The organism is Amycolatopsis alba DSM 44262 (assembly GCF_000384215.1).
GTDB lineage: Bacteria > Actinomycetota > Actinomycetes > Mycobacteriales > Pseudonocardiaceae > Amycolatopsis > Amycolatopsis alba.
On record NZ_KB913032.1, the window covers coordinates 2,208,871 to 2,221,787 of the forward strand.

Here is a 12,917-nt window from a genome sequence, read left to right on the forward strand (position 1 = left end):
TTCGTTGCGGTAACCGAGGGGTCCGGTCCTAGCCTCGCGTTCGCCGCCGGTGATCGGAGACCGGCGCGGAAAAAGGAGCACGATGAGCAGGATCGTCATTTTCGGGGCGGGCGGACGCGGAGGACGCCGCGCCGTCGCCGAAGCCGTGAGCCGCGGGCATCAGGTCACCGCGGCCGTCCGGGATCCCCGGCGGCACGCGGATCTCGCCGGGGACGGCGTCACCTTGACCGCCGCCGACGCCACGGTCGCGGACGACGTCGCGAAGGCGGCCGCCGGGCACGACGCCGCGATCAGTTCCCTCTACCGCGCGGATCTCCCGTCGCGGGAGTACTACCCGGCCGCCGCGCACGCGCTGATCGACGGCCTCGGCCGGGCCGGTGTCACGCGGCTGGTCGTCGTCGGCGTCGGATCGGCGCTGGAGATCTCGCCGGGCGTCGCGTTCCACGACCAGCCCGGCTGGCCGCCCGAGCACCGGGAATTCTCACTCGGGCACACGGCGGAACTGGAGGTCTTCCGTGCGTCCGGCGACGGCCTCGACTGGGTGATCGTCGCGCCGCCGCCCGTGATGCTCGACGAACACGCCGCCCGCACGGGCGAATACCGCAGCGGGGACCACCGGGTGCTGCCGCGCGCCGAGGACGCGGGGCCGTTCTCCTACGCGGATCTCGCGGTCGCGCTGGTCGACGAGATCGAACGGCCGAAGCATTCGAGGGAAATGGTCGCCATCGACCACTGACCGGACAACCTTCCGGCGCGGTTGTCCGTAAAGAGTTCACGAACACCCCGCGACAACTGGAAGGGTCCCAGATGCGAGGCGTAGCAAGACGATCCGCGCTGACGATGTCCGGGCTGATCCTCGGACTGTCCGGCCTGCTCACGAGTACGGCCTCGGCGAGCGAGGGCTGGCGGCTGGAACAACCACTGGACGGCGCGGTGAACCGGATCTACTTCGGCGTCACGGCCACCGGCGCGAACGACGCCTGGACCGTCGGCAGCGCTTGGACCGGCAGCGCCGAAGTCCCGGTCGCCCTCCGGTGGGACGGCACGAAATGGGCGGACACCATCACCGCCGGTGTCCCCGGCACCCGGCTCACCGACGTCTCCGCCTCGGCACCGGACAACGTCTGGGCCGCCGGTGACCGCACCACCCAAGCGGGCACGCGGCGGCCCGCGCGCCTGCCACAGGCGACGGGCCCGCTGGCCGCCGCGTCGACGTCCACCGTGATCCAGCGATGGGACGGCAAGGCGTGGACCGACGTCGATCACCCGAAACCGCCGGCGGGGCTGGACGGCTTCCCGGTCGACATCGCCGCGTTCTCGCCGCGTTCGGTCTGGCTGGTCGCCTCCGACTTCGATCCGAAGACGGGCACTTCGGCCTACCACCTCGAACACTGGACCGGGAAAGTGTGGGAGCCGGTCGAGATCCCGCAGGTCGGCGCCCGCCCGCTCCAGCCGACCAGGGTCAGCGGCACCGCGGACGACGACCTGTGGGTCTCCGCGGCCGCCACGACGGACGGCAAGGAGACCCCGTTCCTGCTGCACTGGGACGGCAGGAGCTGGCGGCAGGCCGAGGTCCCCGTGCCGTCCGATCACCCCACCGGGTGGCTGGTCAACCACGTCGTCCCCGACGGCCGCGGCTCGGCCTACGTCGTCGGCCGGGTGAACGAGTGGAACCCGACCGGCATCCCGGCGTTCGTCACGCGCTGGGACGGGCGGAAGTGGGCTCCCGTGGCGCCGAGCCCGTTCGACGAGATCAACGCGGCCGCGCTCGACGGCTCCGGGAAGCTGTGGACCGCGGGCTGGCTGCCCGGTGGCGGTCACATCCTGATGGCCGCGTGGACCGGGACGGAATGGCGGAAGGACGAGCTTCCGCCGGAGGTGGCCAAGACGGCCGACGGCAGTTCGATCCTCGGCTTCGCCGCCGTTCCTGGGACACCGGGCGTGCTGGCCGCGGGGCTCGGCAGCTCGGGCGGGCTGCAGAGCACCTGGGGCGTGATCGCCTCCCTCGGCCTGCGCTGACGCTCTGCTCCCTAGTCCGTGAAGGCTTCCTTGAGGGACTCAGAGTCCCTCAAGGAAGCCTTCACGGACCGGGGCCGCCTCAGCGCTCGGGGGTGTCGCCGCCGTTCTGCTCGGCCAGGAACCGCTCGAACTGGCTGCCCAGTTCCTCGGCGGTCGGCATGTGCTCGACCGACTCCGCGAGCAGGCTTTCCTTGCTGGACGCCTCCATGAAGGTGTCGTACTGCTGCTCCAGCGCGCGCACGACGTCGGCGACCTTCTCCGACCCGGCGACCTGGCGGGCGATCTCGGCTTCCGCCTCCTGCGAGGCTTCCCGCAGATCGCCGTCCGGCAGGTTCAGCCCGGTCGCCTCGGCGATGGCCTCGAGCAGGTGCAGCGCGGCGCTCGGGTACGTCGAGTCCGCCAGGTAGTGCGGCACATGCGCGGCGAATCCGGACGCGTCGTGCCCCCATTCGCCGAAGCGGAACTCCAGCAGCCCGGCGACGCTGCCCGGCACCTGCATCCGGTTGGGCAGCGGCCGGTGCTCGCCGACCAGATCGTCCCGCGTCGCGTGCGCGGTCACGCCGAGCGGGCGGGTGTGCGGCGCGCCCATCGGGATGCCGTGGAAACCGGTGGTGAGCCGGACGTCCCAGCGTTCGACCAGGCTTCGCACGGCCGCGCAGAACCGTTCCCAGTCGTGGTCCGGTTCCGGCCCGGTCAGCAGCAGGAACGGCACGCCGTCGGCGTCGTGCAGCAGGTGGACGACCAGTTCGGGGGCGTCGTAGGCCTCCCAGTGGTCGATGGAGTAGGTCATCGTGGGACGTCGCGAGCGGTAGTCGATGAGGCGATCGACGTCGAAACGCGCGATCACGCGGTGCTCGGAGGAGTTCAGGAGGTGCTCGGCGACGAGCTTGCCCGCCGAACCCGCGTCCATGAACCCGTCGAAGTAGTGCAGGAGCACGGCCCCGCCGAGGTCAGGGACGTCCGAGTCCACCTCGTACAGGTCTTCCGGGTCCAGCGCCACCAGATCCTCCAGGTTTCGTGCTTACAACCGTCTACGGGTGGCAACGCCCCGATAGGGGGTATCCATTCCGCCGACCGTGGCAGGAATCCTATCGGCCCGTGACAGGTGTCGTGGGCGGTCCGTACCGAGGTGGTGCAGGCTGAAGGGGTGACTGAAGAGACAGCGACGGCGGAACGGCTCACCCTGCGCCCGCCCGCCAACCGGGTCAGCCGCCGGGCCATGGGCTACTGGGCGGTGTGGGCCGCGGTCGGCTGGGTGATCCTCGTCGGCGGCCAGGCGGCCTTCGTGTTCACCAGCGACGACGCGCCGACATGGCTCGTGGTGACCTTGACGATCTCGTGCGTGCTCGCGCCGCTGCATCTGCTGGTCATGCCGCAGTGGCGGTACCGGATCCACCGCTGGGAAGTCACCGGAGAGGCCGTGTACACCCAGGAGGGCTGGCTCAAGCAGGACTGGCGGATCGCGCCGATCTCGCGGATCCAGACCGTCGACATCGAACGTGACCCGGTCGAGCAGCTGTTCAAGCTGGCGAAACTCACCGTGACGACGGCGTCGGCCGCGGGCCCGGTCAAGATCTCCGGTCTCGACCACGCCGACGCGCTGGCGCTGGCCGCGGAACTCACGAAGACCACGCAGGCCACGCCCGGTGACGCGACATGAGCACCGAAACGCTTCCGGACGCGGACCTCGGCCAGTGGCACCGCCTCGACCGCCGGATGCTGCTGATCCGGCCGGTGCTCGACATCGTCAAATCGCTGCCGGTGCTGATCGGGACGGTGCTCCTCGGCAAGGGCAACGGCTGGGAGTGGATCGGGCTGGGCGTCACGGCGCTGACCGTATGCGTCGGCGTCTCGCACGTCCTCACGTCGCGGTACCGCATCGCCGAAGGCCAGGTCGAATGGTCCACGGGCCTGTTGCTGCGCAAGCACCGCGCGATCCCGCTGGACCGGATCCGCACGGTCGACGTCACCTCGGAACCGAAGCACCGCCTGTTCTCCCTCAGCGCCGTGCGCATCGGCACCGGACGGCATTCACCCGGCCAGGGCGCGGGCAGCGACCAGCTGGTGCTCGACGCGATCAGCGAGACCGAGGCGCACCGGCTGCGCACTGTTCTCCTGCACCGCAAGGAAGTCACCGCCGAAGCCGAGGCCGCGCCGCCGCCGGAGCAGGTCGTGGCCGAGGTCGACCGGAAGTGGGTGCGGTACGCGCCGTTCACGCTGTCCGGGCTCGCCGTGGTGGGCGCGGTGTTCGCCGCCGTCTGGCATTTCGCGCACCAGCTGGACATCGACCCGGAGAACGTCGGGCCGCTGCGGGACCTCATGGACGATCTGGCGAACACCGCGGTGTGGCTGATCGTGGTCGTCGCGGCGGTCGCCCTGCTGGTGGTCGTCTCGCTGCTTTCCGTCGGCGGCTACCTGCTCTCGTTCTGGAACTTCAAGCTCACCCGCGAGACCGAGGGCACGCTGCACATCCGGCGCGGGCTGATCACCACGCGTTCGGTGTCCATCGAAGAGGAACGGCTTCGCGGCGTCGAGGTGAAGGAAACGCTGCCGCTGCGGATCGCGGGCGGAGCGCGGCTCACCGCGATCGCGGGCGGCCTGCGCGAGGGCAAGGGCGGGGACAAGGGCGGCGGGCTCCTGCTGCCGCCCGCGCCCGTCGGCCGGGTCCACGAGGTCGCGGCCGAGGTGCTGCGGGAGAACTTCGACCCAGCCACCGTGCCGCTGGACCGGCATCCGCGACGGGCGCTGACCCGGCGGCTCACCAGGGCGATCGGCGGCGTGCTGTTCCTGGCGGCGGCGCTGTTCGGCCTGTACTGGATCGACTTCCTGCCGGCGTGGATGTGGCAGGTCGCGCTCGGCCTGGTGCCGTTCGCCGCGCTCGTGGGCTGGGACCGGTACCGCAATCTCGGGCACGCGATCGTCGGGCGCTACCTGGTCAGCCGCTCCGGTTCGCTGGCGCGCTCGACGGTGGCGATCCGGCGTGAAGGGGTCACCGGGATCGTCGTCAGCCGCTCGTTCTTCCAGCGCCGCGCCGGCCTGATCACCGTGACCGCCCCGATCGCGGCGGGCATCGGCGGCTATCGGGTGGTCGACGTCGGCGAATCGGCCGGGCTGGCGGTGGCGGAACAGACCGCGCCCGGTCTGCTCACGCCGTTCCTGCGACGGGAGGCTCAGCGGTAGCCGGTGACGTCCGCCGGCTTGCCGCGATCCTGGACCTCGACGAGATAGCGCCAGCTGTCGGGACGGCTACCGTCGAGGTCGGTGAATCCGTATTCCTTCGCCAATTCACCACTGGACATCGATTTCCCGTTCCAGCGCGCGACTTCCGGGTCGCAGGCCAGCGCCGCGACCGCTCTCCCGACGAACGCGGGGCTTTCAGAAATGGCGAAATGGGGCTGCACCTTCGTCGCGTCCCGCCAATTCTCTTCGGTGACCCGATAAGCGTCGAGCATCGCTTCGGAACGCAACCAGCCCGGCGTGACCGCGACCGCGGTACCGCCGTGCGGTTCCAATTCGCGGGCGAGCGCGAACGCCATCCTGTTCACCGCGGTCTTGGCAAGGTCGTAGAAGAAGGAAACGCGGTAGTTTTCCGAGTTGTACTCGGTGGTCCCGTCGTTGACCTCGACGACCAGCGCCCCCGGCGTCCTGATCATGACCGGGAGCGCGAAATGGCTGGTGATGGCATGGGTTTCGATGGCGAGCCGCAGCGTCCGCAATCCGGTGTCCAAAGTGGACTCCCAGACGGTTTTGCCCCATTCGATGGGCGCACCGTAGATATCGTTGACCAGCAGGTGCAGCGCACCCTGTTCGGCGTCGATCCGTTCCACCAGTTCGCGGACCTCGTCGGCCACCAAATGGTCCACGGCGACAGCGATCCCGCGCCCGCCCGCTTCGTCGACGAGCGCCGCGGTCCCCTCGATCGTCTCCGGGCGATTCATTTCCGATCGCCGGGAACCGGTGCTGCGACCGGTCACGTAAACGGTCGCACCGGCGGCACCCAGCTGGACCGCTATTCCCCGTCCGGCCCCGCGAGTCGCCCCGGCGACCAACGCGATCTTGCCGGCCAATGGCTTTTCCATCGTCCGAACCTAGCAAGAAGTCCGCTTGTTCGTGGACCAAAGTCCCTGGCCCGCAATTCACACAATGTGCTACGTTCTTGACTCTTTGTGATTGCCCCGGCGAGAGGTCGAGATGACACCTGCCGCACGATCCCTGGACACCACAGCTCCCCCGAAGCGCACCCCCGGCGCCAGCAGCTCACGCAAGGTACTGCAGCTGCTGCTCTCCTTTTCCGAACGCCGCTGGGACGCGAGTGTCGCCGAACTCGCCGCGAGGATCGGCACCCCCGTCGCCACGACGTACCGATATGTCGCACTGCTGAAGGAACTCCAACTCCTGGAGGAGGGAAAGACAGGGCGTTATCACGTGACGAGCCAGGTGATGCCGCTCGCCAGGGCGGCGCAGCTGGCCAACGACCTCGCCCGGCTGGCGCGTCCGGCGATGGAGGAGGCGGCCCGAGACCTCGGCGAAACGGTCCTGCTGTTCCAGCATTTCGGCGATTCCGCGGTCTGCGCGGACCGGGTCGAATGCGAACGCGCGATGCGTTTCACCTTCCAGCCGGGCCATTCCGTCCCGCTCGGGGCCGGCGCGTCGGGCAAGATGCTGCTCGCCATGCTGCCGGAGGGCGAACGCGAAAGACGGCTTTCCTCGATCGTCCAGCGTCGCGGCCCGAGCGTGCGGGAAGAGGTCAAACGCGCCGGGGCGAACCGGTACGCGGTCAGCTGGGGCGAACTGGACGAAGGCGTCTGGTCGTGTTCGGTGCCGATCCCGAGCACCGGGCACCGGCCCGCGGTACTGACCCTGGCCGCCCCCGCGACCCGGATCAGCGACGACGCGAAACGGGCCGCCATCGTCACACTCCAGTCGTACGCGAGCAGGATCCACCGTGCCGTCTCGTCGTTCTCCCTCTAATTCGCGCGCGCCCGCTCCCGGCGGCGGGTAGAACTCGACACGTGATCCGACTCGCCGCACCCGAAGACCTGCCCGTGCTCCAGGACATCGAGCGCGCGGCGGGCGAACCGTTCCGTGCGCTCGGCATGGCCGCGATCGCCGACGACGACCCGCCGTCGATCGAGGAACTCACGGCCTACCTGGACGCGGGCCGGGCCTGGGTGCACGACACCGGCGACGGCCCGGTGGCATACCTGCTCGCCGAGATCGTCGACGGCCACGGCCACATCGAGCAGGTGTCCGTCCATCCGGAGCACGCGCGGCGCGGCCTCGGACGGCTGCTGATCGAGCACGCCGGGGAGTGGGCTTCGCGCGAAGGACTCGCGGGACTGACGCTGACGACGTACGCCGAGGTGCCGTGGAACGCGCCGTACTACGCCCGGCTCGGCTTCGAGATCCTCAATGAGGACGACCTCACCGAGGGCCTGCGCGCCGTCCGGGCTCACGAAATCGCCCGCGGGCTGGACGCCTGGCCTCGGGTGACCATGCGGCGATGACCCGCGCGGGGGGTCGGATTCGCCGTCGCAGTCGAACGTGTGTTCTACTGTCCGCGCCGGCCCCGGAGGGGGAAGCTCCGCGGGCCGGCACCGGACTTCAAGGAGGCACGGATGGCGGTCAAGATCACCCATCTCACCAATGGCCAGCAGGTGCGCTTCGCCAACGCGGACGGCGCCCGGCGCTACGCCGAGATCATCGGCGGCGGGGTCGACAAATGGCGGTTCACCGTGGTCAGCGGGCACGATCGCCCGGAATTGTCGGGGCGCGTCGTTAATGTGCCGGTATGGCGTATGACTTCCAGGTGACCGTGGACTCCTCTCATCCCCATGACCTCGCCGACTGGTGGGCCGAGATGCTCGGCTGGCAGGTCGAGGGGAGCAACGAGGAGTTCATCCGCGAGATGATCGCGAAGGGGTACGCCCTGGAAGAGGCGACGACCACGCACAAGGGCACCCTGGTGTGGAAGGACGGCGCGGCGATCGTCCACCCCGAGACCAGGCAGCGGTTCCTCTTCCAGCTGGTGCCCGAGGGGAAGACGGTGAAGAACCGCCTGCACCTCGACATCCGGATGGGGGCGGACAAGATCGAGGCCGAACTCGAACGGCTGACCGCCCGCGGCGCGACGTTCCTGCACCGCGGCAAGCAGGGGCCCGCCGAGTGGATCACGATCGCGGACCCGGAAGGCAACGAACTCTGCCTCTCCTGAGGCGGGCCCACGAGGGCCCGCCACTGGGGGTGTCATGAAGGGACCTGGTCCCGTCGGCTGTCCCTTCATGACCGAGCGCGCGGCCCTCGTGCGCATCAAGGGCCTCGTGAGTGGTGAGGATGGTTGGAACCGTCATCACCACTCACGAGGCCCTTACTCTTACCGCGAGTTACTCCCCCTCCACGCGACATAGTCAGCGACTGCCGCCGCGACGTCGTAACCCGGTTTGAAACCGGTGTCCTCGGCGAGCCGGGTGATGTCGAGATGGGGTTCGGCCCGCCCTCCCGGCCGGAGGTCGAGCCGGAGGCCCGGCTTCAGCTCCTCCAGCGCGCCCACGAGTTCCCGATGGAGGAGCGGCTGCCCGTGGGACACGTTGTAAGTGTTGTGCCGCAAGGTTTCCGCGGTCGTGAGCAAGGCGATCGCGCGGCCGGCGTCAGGCGCGTAGCAGCTGTCACCCCCGTCGTCGGCGAGCAGCGGCGACGGCCGCTCGCCACGGAGGACGGCGCTGATGTACGGCGGGATGGGATTGAACGGCGATTCCGGATCCATCAACGGACCCCAGACACTCCCGATCCGGAGCACGACCGGCTGAACTCCGCTGCCCGCGAGAGCGTGCGCCGTCATCGCCTCGACGGCCTCCTTGAAGGCGATGATCGCATGCGGCGGTTCCACCGAGGGCAAGGTGAGTTCCTCGTGCCACGGCGAAACCGGCTGTCCGATGTAGACACCGAGGCTGCTGGCGACGGCGAACCTGCGGACACCCCAGGTGCGGGCGGCGTCCAGCGCGTTGAGCAGGGCGGTGGTGTCCGTGCGGAAGAATCCGACCGGGTCCTCGCCGGGGATGGATCCGGCGAGATGGACGATTCCCCCGATGTCGTGGCGATCGGCGAGCGCCAGGAAGGCGTCCCGGTCGGTGACGTCGAGGGGTTCGACGGTCACCCGGCCGTCGAGGAACGACGGGACCTCGGTGCGGCGATGGGCCGTGACCACGACGTCGTGGCCGAGGTCGGTGAGCGCGCGGGCGGTGTGGGCGCCGATCATGCCCAGCCCGCCGGTGACGAGGATCATCGGCCAACGCCCCCTCGTTCGACGCCATAGTGCAGGTGGGTCACGCCGGGAGCCGGGATCGCCTGCAGCAGACGGAGTTCCACGTGCTCCGGGAGTTCGTTGAAGAACCTCCTGCCCTTGCCGAGCAGGATGGGCACCTGGTGGAGGATCACCTCGTCGACCAGCCCCGCCGCCAGCGCGGAGCTGACCAGCCCGCCGCCCATCAGGCCGACGTCCTTGTTCCCGGCGATCTCGCGTGCCGCGGCGATGGCGTCCTCGACTCCGGTCGTGATCACGGTCTGCCGGTCACCGGCTTCGGGCACGGGACGGCGGGTGAGGAGGACCATCGGCGCCGTCGGGTGCGGGCTCCCGCCGCCGAACCGGCCGGAATGCTCGTAGGTGGTGCGCCCGGCGACGATCGCGCCGATCCGGCTCGCGATGGTGTCGAAGAACCGCGCGCTCGGTTCACTCAGTTTGAAGCCGTCGAACACCTCGCTCGGGGTGTCGCCGTCGAAGTACCAGTCGAACAGCGTCGGCGCGTCGCCGAGCCCGCTTCCGAACTCTTCGGCGCCCTCGGGCAGTTTCCCGCTGATGTAGCCGTCGACCGAGACGGCGAGGCCGGTGAAGACCTTGCTCATGTCATTCCTCCACGATTCGTTTCGCTTGTTCGAGGTGGGCGGCGATACCCCTAGGACCGCCGTCCACCTCGCGGACCGGTGGCCAGCCCTGCTCCTTCGCGTACTTCGCGACGCGCGCGGCGAGCTCGGCTCCCGGCCCCTCCCCCGCGACGAGCACCGGCCCCGAACCTGCCCCCAGGCTCCGGGGATGCGCCGCCGCCCACTCCAGGACCGCCCGCGCCGCCGGGAACGCGGGCACCCCGGCGGCGATCACCACCGCGCCACAACCCGCGACCCGTTCGGCCCCGGCTCCACCGGGCGCGAACCAGAGCACCAACGGGGCCGCGGCATGCTGCCCGGAAGGCCAGTGCACCCGCGCGACGCCGCCCCGCATCCGCAGCTCGGCAACGCGCTGACCTGCTGTTTCGGCCATGGCCAACCCTGTCACGGACGAGACGGGGAAGGGAAAGACCGATCCCGCATCACGTTCTTGCGCGGAACGCATCACCCCGGCAGGCACGGACGGGGATACTCGACGCCATGTCCGAACGACCCGCCGGGCCGCGGCTGCTGGGCATGCCTTCGGCCGCCGACGCGATCGAGCTCAAGCACCTGCGGGCGTTCGTCGCGGTCGCCGACGAACTCAACTTCAGCCGCGCCGCGAACCGGCTGTTCGTCTCCCAGCCCGCCCTCAGCCGCCAGATCAAGGCACTGGAACAGCTGATCGGCTGTCAGCTGCTGCGCCGATCGACCCACCGCGTCGAGCTGACCCTCGCCGGTGAGGCACTGCTCGGCGCCACGCTCCCGTTGTTGTCGGACATGGACGACGCGATCACCCTCACCCGCTCGGTCGGTGGCGAGGTGAACGCGCGGGTCACGCAACTGTGGAATTCGGTCGTCGAAGACGGCGGAAGCGGTCTCGCGGCGATGCGCGAAGCCTTCGAAGCGCTTAACGCACAACTTCCCGTCCCGGACGGCACCGAGGTGCGGCCGGTCCAGACGGACGGCGTGTCCTCACTGGTCGTCTCCCCCGGACCGGGGCACCGGCCGAGCGTGCTCCACCTGCACGGCGGCGGGTACATCGCGGGTTCGGCCTTCGGGTACCGCCCGTTGACCGGCGCGCTGGCGGCGGCCACCGGCGCCGCCGTGCTGGTGCCGGACTACCGGCTCGCGCCGGAGCATCCCTTCCCCGCCGCGCTGGAGGACGCGCTCCGCGCCTACCGATGGCTGCTCGGCCAGGGCACCGCCCCGGAGCGGCTCACCGTCAGCGGCGACTCGGCGGGCGGTGGCCTCGCCGTCTCCCTGCTGCTCAAGCTGAAAGAGGAAGGGCTGCCCCAGCCCGGCAAAGCGGTCCTGCTGTGCCCGCTGGTGGACGTGGTGGATCCACCGGACGGCAGCACACCGGTCGCGAAGTGGTTCTCGCTCTACGTCCGCGATCACCCGCCTGCCGATCCCCTGCTGAACGTCTTCGAGGCCGACCTGTCCGGGCTGCCGCCGCTACTCGTCCAGTCGGGTACCGAGGACGTGACGCTGCCCGAGACGCGCCGCTTCGTCGACCATGCCCGCGAGCAGGGGCTGGACGTGCGCTTCGACCTGTACCCGGTCAGCACGCACGTCTTCCACCTGTTCTGGTCGTTCCTTCCCGAAGCCGCGGACGCTCTCGAGCAGGTCGCCGGTTTCCTCGGCGAGAACGAGAGCGGCTCCGCGGCCGAAGCCGGCTAGACGAGTTTGTCCAGTGCGCGCGGCAGGGCCGTCGCGAGCTGGTCCAGTTCGGCTTCCCCGGCGATCAACGGCGGCGAGACCGCGATCCCCTTGGCCAGGTTCCGCACCAGGACGCCTTCGTCCCGCGCCAGCCGCTGCAACCGGTTCGCCGCGCCGGGGTTCGCCGCGACGACGTCGGCCTTCAGTTCGACCGCGGCAAGGAAGCCCAGTCCTGCCCGGACCTCGGCGACGAGCGGATGTGAGACCAGTCCGGAAAGCGCGTCCGCCAGCGGCTTCTCCAGTTCCCGCCCGCGCGGGATGAGCCCGTCGCGTTCGTAGAGGTCCAGCGTCGCGTTCCCCGCCGCGCAAGCGACCGGATGCCCCGCGTAGGTCGCGCCGTGCCGCAGCACCGGCGCACCCGGCTTGCCGGTGAAGAACGGCTCGGCCACCCTCGGCGCGACGATCAGCGCGCCCAGCGGGATCGTCCCGCCGGTGATGCCCTTCGCGGTCGTGATCATGTCCGGTTTCACGGCCCACCGGTCGATCCCGAACCAGGTGCCCAGCCGCCCGAACGCGGCGATCACGCAGTCCGCGACGAACAGCACGCCGTGTTTGCGGCAGATCTCGGCGACCGTCTCGATATAGCCGTCCGGCGGCAGCAGGACCCCGCCCGCGCCGATCACCGGTTCGCAGAAGAACGCCGCGACCCGCTCCGGCCCGACCCGCTGGATCTCGGCTTCGAGCGCTTCGGCGCTGTCGTACGGCACGTGCGAGATGTCGCCCGGCAGCGGCCCGAAACCGGCGGCGTTGGCCGCGATGCCGCCGACGGCCGTGCCGAACCCGTGCGTGCCGTGGTAACCCTGCACTCGCCCGATGACGTGCACTTTCTCCGGTCGTCCGGTGTGCGCGAAGTACGAGCGGGCGATCTTGACCGCGGTGTCGATGACGTCGCCACCGCCCGAACCGAAGAACACCTTCGAACCTGGTTCCGGCGCGAGCGCGGAGACCCGTTCGGCGAGCTTGAGCGCGGGTTCGTTGGCGTTGTAGCCGAACAGGTTGTACGAATCGAGCGTCCGCAGCTGGTCCCCGACGGCCTGCGCGATCTCCTCGCGGCCGTGGCCGAAGTTCGCGTACCAGAGCGACGCAGTCGCGTCGAAGTACCGCTTCCCCTCGTCGTCCCAGACGTAGGAACCCTCGCCGCGGGTGATGACCAGCCGATCGCCGTCGACCGCTCCCATGTCCGCGAAGGGATGCCACAGCGGATTGTGCGCGGACGACATCATGTTCTTCCTCCTCGTGCTCGGGTCCCCATCCTCACC

Annotated in this window: 15 protein-coding genes; 9 read left to right on the forward strand and 6 right to left on the reverse strand. The window is 70.0% G+C overall.

Annotated elements, in window-relative coordinates:
• Positions 1-82: 82 nt before the first annotated feature.
• Together AMYAL_RS0110315 and AMYAL_RS0110320 are read left to right on the forward strand one after the other, a co-directional pair.
• Positions 83-736: an NAD(P)-dependent oxidoreductase gene (locus tag AMYAL_RS0110315; protein ID WP_020631228.1), complete on the forward strand. Its 654-nt coding sequence runs from the start codon at positions 83-85 to the stop codon at positions 734-736.
• Positions 737-807: 71 nt separating this feature from the next.
• Complete coding sequence (locus tag AMYAL_RS0110320) at positions 808-2,019, forward strand: hypothetical protein (protein ID WP_026466932.1); 1,212 nt, start codon at positions 808-810, stop codon at positions 2,017-2,019.
• Positions 2,020-2,098: 79 nt separating this feature from the next.
• Here AMYAL_RS0110320 and AMYAL_RS0110325 read toward each other — a convergent pair whose 3' ends face one another.
• Positions 2,099-3,019, reverse strand: a complete 921-nt coding sequence (locus AMYAL_RS0110325) for a proteasome assembly chaperone family protein (protein WP_020631230.1) — start codon at positions 3,017-3,019, stop codon at positions 2,099-2,101.
• Positions 3,020-3,124: 105 nt separating this feature from the next.
• Here AMYAL_RS0110325 and AMYAL_RS0110330 point away from each other — a divergent pair, with 105 nt between their 5' ends.
• Both AMYAL_RS0110330 and AMYAL_RS0110335 read left to right on the forward strand, forming a co-directional pair.
• Positions 3,125-3,679 carry a PH domain-containing protein gene (locus AMYAL_RS0110330; RefSeq protein ID WP_020631231.1) on the forward strand — a complete coding sequence of 185 codons (555 nt, stop codon included), beginning with the start codon at positions 3,125-3,127 and terminating at the stop codon, positions 3,677-3,679.
• On the forward strand, positions 3,676-5,199 hold the full coding sequence (locus tag AMYAL_RS0110335; RefSeq protein ID WP_020631232.1) for a PH domain-containing protein: 1,524 nt from the start codon (positions 3,676-3,678) through the stop codon (positions 5,197-5,199). Before AMYAL_RS0110330 ends, AMYAL_RS0110335 begins: the two co-directional genes overlap by 4 nt.
• Here AMYAL_RS0110335 and AMYAL_RS0110340 read toward each other — a convergent pair.
• The gene (locus AMYAL_RS0110340; RefSeq protein WP_026466933.1) at positions 5,190-6,098 is read right to left on the reverse strand and encodes an SDR family oxidoreductase; all 909 of its coding nucleotides are present in this window, start codon (positions 6,096-6,098) and stop codon (positions 5,190-5,192) included. The genes AMYAL_RS0110335 and AMYAL_RS0110340 overlap by 10 nt on opposite strands.
• Before the next feature lie 112 nt (positions 6,099-6,210).
• On the opposite strand from AMYAL_RS0110340, the gene AMYAL_RS0110345 reads away from it, so the two are divergent.
• The 4 genes from AMYAL_RS0110345 (at position 6,211) to AMYAL_RS0110360 (ending at position 8,233) form a co-directional block, all read left to right on the forward strand.
• Complete coding sequence (locus AMYAL_RS0110345) at positions 6,211-6,990, forward strand: IclR family transcriptional regulator (RefSeq protein WP_020631234.1); 780 nt, start codon at positions 6,211-6,213, stop codon at positions 6,988-6,990.
• A gap of 41 nt (positions 6,991-7,031) precedes the next feature.
• Positions 7,032-7,526: a GNAT family N-acetyltransferase gene (locus AMYAL_RS0110350; RefSeq protein ID WP_020631235.1), complete on the forward strand. Its 495-nt coding sequence runs from the start codon at positions 7,032-7,034 to the stop codon at positions 7,524-7,526.
• Between the two features lie 111 nt (positions 7,527-7,637).
• Complete coding sequence (locus tag AMYAL_RS0110355) at positions 7,638-7,832, forward strand: hypothetical protein (RefSeq protein WP_020631236.1); 195 nt, start codon at positions 7,638-7,640, stop codon at positions 7,830-7,832.
• On the forward strand, positions 7,811-8,233 hold the full coding sequence (locus tag AMYAL_RS0110360) for a VOC family protein (protein ID WP_026466934.1): 423 nt from the start codon (positions 7,811-7,813) through the stop codon (positions 8,231-8,233). Before AMYAL_RS0110355 ends, AMYAL_RS0110360 begins: the two co-directional genes overlap by 22 nt.
• Positions 8,234-8,392: 159 nt before the next feature.
• Here the strand turns inward: AMYAL_RS0110360 and AMYAL_RS0110365 are convergent, their stop codons facing one another.
• From AMYAL_RS0110365 to AMYAL_RS0110375, 3 genes are read right to left on the reverse strand one after another with little or no spacing between them, the layout of a single operon-like run.
• On the reverse strand, positions 8,393-9,301 hold the full coding sequence (locus AMYAL_RS0110365; protein WP_020631238.1) for an NAD-dependent epimerase/dehydratase family protein: 909 nt from the start codon (positions 9,299-9,301) through the stop codon (positions 8,393-8,395).
• The gene (locus tag AMYAL_RS0110370) at positions 9,298-9,918 is read right to left on the reverse strand and encodes a dihydrofolate reductase family protein (RefSeq protein WP_020631239.1); all 621 of its coding nucleotides are present in this window, start codon (positions 9,916-9,918) and stop codon (positions 9,298-9,300) included. Before AMYAL_RS0110370 ends, AMYAL_RS0110365 begins: the two co-directional genes overlap by 4 nt.
• 1 nt (position 9,919) lies before the next feature.
• On the reverse strand, positions 9,920-10,330 hold the full coding sequence (locus AMYAL_RS0110375) for an alpha/beta hydrolase family protein (RefSeq protein ID WP_039793915.1): 411 nt from the start codon (positions 10,328-10,330) through the stop codon (positions 9,920-9,922).
• Positions 10,331-10,437: 107 nt separating this feature from the next.
• On the opposite strand from AMYAL_RS0110375, the gene AMYAL_RS0110380 reads away from it, so the two are divergent.
• Positions 10,438-11,619, forward strand: coding sequence for an alpha/beta hydrolase fold domain-containing protein (locus tag AMYAL_RS0110380; RefSeq protein WP_020631241.1), 1,182 nt, complete (start codon positions 10,438-10,440; stop codon positions 11,617-11,619).
• Here AMYAL_RS0110380 and AMYAL_RS0110385 read toward each other — a convergent pair.
• The gene (locus tag AMYAL_RS0110385) at positions 11,616-12,881 is read right to left on the reverse strand and encodes an aminotransferase family protein (protein WP_020631242.1); all 1,266 of its coding nucleotides are present in this window, start codon (positions 12,879-12,881) and stop codon (positions 11,616-11,618) included. The two genes, AMYAL_RS0110380 and AMYAL_RS0110385, sit on opposite strands and share 4 nt — an antisense overlap.
• Positions 12,882-12,917 lie beyond the last annotated feature (36 nt).

What these genes read in the sequence shown, in the direction of transcription:
- AMYAL_RS0110335 (WP_020631232.1), top strand. Translation starts at nt 3,676, where the DNA reads ATGAGCACCGAAACGCTTCCGGACGCGGACCTCGGCCAGTGGCACCGC.
- AMYAL_RS0110375 (WP_039793915.1), bottom strand. Translation starts at nt 10,330, where the DNA reads ATGGCCGAAACAGCAGGTCAGCGCGTTGCCGAGCTGCGGATGCGGGGC.
- AMYAL_RS0110370 (WP_020631239.1), bottom strand. Translation starts at nt 9,918, where the DNA reads ATGAGCAAGGTCTTCACCGGCCTCGCCGTCTCGGTCGACGGCTACATC.
- AMYAL_RS0110315 (WP_020631228.1), top strand. Translation starts at nt 83, where the DNA reads ATGAGCAGGATCGTCATTTTCGGGGCGGGCGGACGCGGAGGACGCCGC.
- AMYAL_RS0110320 (WP_026466932.1), top strand. Translation starts at nt 808, where the DNA reads ATGCGAGGCGTAGCAAGACGATCCGCGCTGACGATGTCCGGGCTGATC.
- AMYAL_RS0110355 (WP_020631236.1), top strand. Translation starts at nt 7,638, where the DNA reads ATGGCGGTCAAGATCACCCATCTCACCAATGGCCAGCAGGTGCGCTTC.
- AMYAL_RS0110345 (WP_020631234.1), top strand. Translation starts at nt 6,211, where the DNA reads ATGACACCTGCCGCACGATCCCTGGACACCACAGCTCCCCCGAAGCGC.
- AMYAL_RS0110385 (WP_020631242.1), bottom strand. Translation starts at nt 12,881, where the DNA reads ATGATGTCGTCCGCGCACAATCCGCTGTGGCATCCCTTCGCGGACATG.
- AMYAL_RS0110340 (WP_026466933.1), bottom strand. Translation starts at nt 6,098, where the DNA reads ATGGAAAAGCCATTGGCCGGCAAGATCGCGTTGGTCGCCGGGGCGACT.
- AMYAL_RS0110360 (WP_026466934.1), top strand. Translation starts at nt 7,811, where the DNA reads ATGGCGTATGACTTCCAGGTGACCGTGGACTCCTCTCATCCCCATGAC.
- AMYAL_RS0110380 (WP_020631241.1), top strand. Translation starts at nt 10,438, where the DNA reads ATGTCCGAACGACCCGCCGGGCCGCGGCTGCTGGGCATGCCTTCGGCC.
- AMYAL_RS0110365 (WP_020631238.1), bottom strand. Translation starts at nt 9,301, where the DNA reads ATGATCCTCGTCACCGGCGGGCTGGGCATGATCGGCGCCCACACCGCC.